This is a genomic window from Sphingobium cupriresistens (assembly GCF_004152865.1).
Lineage (GTDB): Bacteria > Pseudomonadota > Alphaproteobacteria > Sphingomonadales > Sphingomonadaceae > Sphingobium > Sphingobium cupriresistens.
The window spans coordinates 1-2,635 of the sequence record NZ_SEOO01000095.1 but is presented as its reverse complement, the minus strand read 5'-3'; the positions used below and the strand labels follow the sequence as shown (position 1 = coordinate 2,635).

General features: G+C 59.3%; 2 protein-coding genes and 1 pseudogene. 2 read left to right on the top strand and 1 reads right to left on the bottom strand.

The genetic code is table 11. The features are described 5' to 3' along the window. Window positions 1-113: 113 nt before the first annotated feature. The gene (locus tag EWH12_RS21655; protein WP_129927794.1) at window positions 114-650 is read left to right on the top strand and encodes a dienelactone hydrolase family protein; all 537 of its coding nucleotides are present in this window, start codon (window positions 114-116) and stop codon (window positions 648-650) included. Window positions 651-750: 100 nt separating this feature from the next. Beyond that, a complete protein-coding gene (locus tag EWH12_RS21650) occupies window positions 751-2,559 on the top strand; it encodes a TonB-dependent receptor (protein ID WP_165363697.1) in 1,809 nt (602 codons plus the stop codon). On the opposite strand, the pseudogene EWH12_RS22560 reads toward EWH12_RS21650, so the two are convergent. Next, window positions 2,526-2,635, bottom strand: a pseudogene (locus EWH12_RS22560) (IS630 family transposase); the annotation flags it as partial. The gene EWH12_RS21650 and the pseudogene EWH12_RS22560 sit on opposite strands and share 34 nt — an antisense overlap.

Below are 2,635 nucleotides of genomic sequence, written 5' to 3'. Positions count from 1 at the left end.
CCTCCTACGACAACATCATCGACCACTGCTGCGAGGCTTGGAACAAGCTCGTCGATCAGCCTTGGCACATCATGACCATCGGTCGCCGCAAATGGGCGCGTGGGTCATGATCAATGCAGGTTGGTATTACGCCTGACGACCCGCGCGATGCCGATACCCGCGCCCACATCCAGCCAATGCGCGCTTTGCTGACACCTGAAGCCGCGGCCCGTGACGCAAATGCCTATGTCGGGTTCCTTGATGAGCACCCCCACGTCGATACCCGTCGTCAGATCGGCACCGCAGGCTATTGCATGGGTGGCGCCCTCGTCCTGCGCACCGCCGCGGCCGTGCCCAGCCGGATAGGGGCGGCTGTCTCCTTTCACGGTGGAACGCTGGCCACCGACAAGGCGGACAGCCCTCATCAGCTGATTGCACGGAGCAAAGCCAGCTACCTGATCGCCATTGCGGACAATGACGACAAACAGAACCCGGACGACAAGACGAAATTGCGGGCGGCGTTCGATGCCGCTGGCCGCCCAGCCGAGATCGAAGTCTATGAGGGCGCGCAGCACGGCTGGTGCCCGACAGACAGCAAAGCATTCCACCCCGTGCAGGCTGAGCGCGCCTGGGGCAGAATGCTTGCCCTGTTTTCTTCCGCCCTCGCCTGAACTGCGATAACCAAGCGAAGGTCGGCGATAGGCGATGGGGTGGTATCGATTGTGCGCCTTGACGGCGGGCTTTTGCCTGTCCTCGGCAGCGCATGCCCAAATGACGACGCAAAATGCCATCGCCAGCGCTAGCGATGCCTTTGGCCTATCCATCGGCAACGAGAAGATCGGCCTGTACGGCATTGATGACGTCCGCGGTTTTTCACCCGTCGATGCAGGCAATGCGCGCATCGAAGGGCTGTATTTCGCTCAGGTCGATCGTCTGCCCAACCGGATCGTTGACGGGAATAAAGTGCGGGTAGGCCTTACCGCACAAGGTTATCCCTTTCCCGCCCCTACCGGCATTGTCGATTATCAACTGACCCTGCCTGGGTCGGCAGACAAGTTCAGCCTTGGCCTGGAGCGGGGGCAATTTGGTTCTCTGGTTATATCCGTGGATGGGCAGAAGGCGCTGACCGACAATTTTGAGCTGCATGTCGGCCTGGCGTCCCGTCGGCAGAATCGGCATGAAGGAGGAAATTACGATTCCTTCATTCGCGCCGGCAGCCTGGCTTGGCGTCCCTATTCCGGCGCATTAATAGCCGGCTTCCTGTCTTCCACCCGCACCTATGACGACGAGGCCGCGCCATCCATTTTTCCTGGGGGCGATTATCTTCCGCCAAAAATTCGGCGGCGAGACATGATCGGGCAAAGCTGGACCGACAGGGATGTGGGTCATCGTACCTATGGAGCCCTGACCAAGCTGCCCGTCGGCCCGTGGTGGTTGGAAGCGGGGCTGTTTCGTGACGAGCGTCTTGGCTACGCAAATTTCACTGACGTTTATGCCCAGATGCGGCCCGATGGCACGACCCCCAATCGCGTTATCGTCGCGGACGCGAACAATCGGGACAGGACGACGTCCGGTGAAGTCAGACTGATACGGACATTCGATCACGGAAATTTTGCCCACAGGCTGACGCTCAGCCTTCGAGCAAAGACCGGGGATCGGCGCTTTGGCGGTGCACAACGGATTTCGCTGGGCGAAAGCAGCCTGACTTTCGCCGATCAACGCCCTGAACCGGTCTTTGTTTATGGTCGGGATGACCAGGACACTACCAGCCAGACGACCATCGGCCTGGGCTATGCCGTCGCGCAGGCAAGACGTTTTTCGCTCGATCTTGCGCTGTCCAAATCGCGTTATCGCAAGTCGTTCGATTTCGCCGCAATTGTCGATCCCCACGCTGTCGTCGAGGACGATCCGATGACGGGCAGCCTGACCGCAGCGGTGCACATGACACGCCGCCTTACCCTTTATGGCGGTCATGTGCGCGGCTTTGAGGAAGTGCCGGCAGCGCCCGCCATTGCCGTGAACCGCGGCGCTGTGCCCCCAGCGATCCGAACCCGGCAGTCGGAAATCGGATTACGCTACGCATTTTCCCCGACGCTGAACATCGTGGCGGGCGCCTTTTCCATAACCAAGCCCTATTTCAACCTCGACTCGTCGTCCTTTTTCCGGGCGCTGGGCGCATCATCGAACAAGGGTTTGGAGGTTTCACTGGCAGGAAGCATCCGACCGGGCCTGACCTTGATTGCAGGGACCGTGCTGATTGATTCCAAAATTAGTGGGGATGCGGTTGCAAACGGCACGATTGGTGCCCGACCGATTGGTTCTGTGCGTCGGCGGACAATCCTGAACCTGGATTGGCGGCTGGACAATGGTAGCAGTCCATTGTCACTCGACGCCAGTGTTGAAAGTCTCTCGGCGCGAGTGGGCAACGCACGAAACAGCTTGTTTGCGCCGCCCCGTGAAACAATAGATCTGGGATTGCGTTACCGTTTTGCAATCGAACGAGCAAAGATGTTGGTTCGCGTTCAAGTAGCTAGAGCGGTTTCCACTCATTCCGGTTCATATCCGCACGATTTGAAGTAATTGGCGCATTCGTCGGGCTGGAAGATATCGACGAGCTTTCCTATCAGGCCCCAAAGCCCGCTGACGGTTCGCTCGC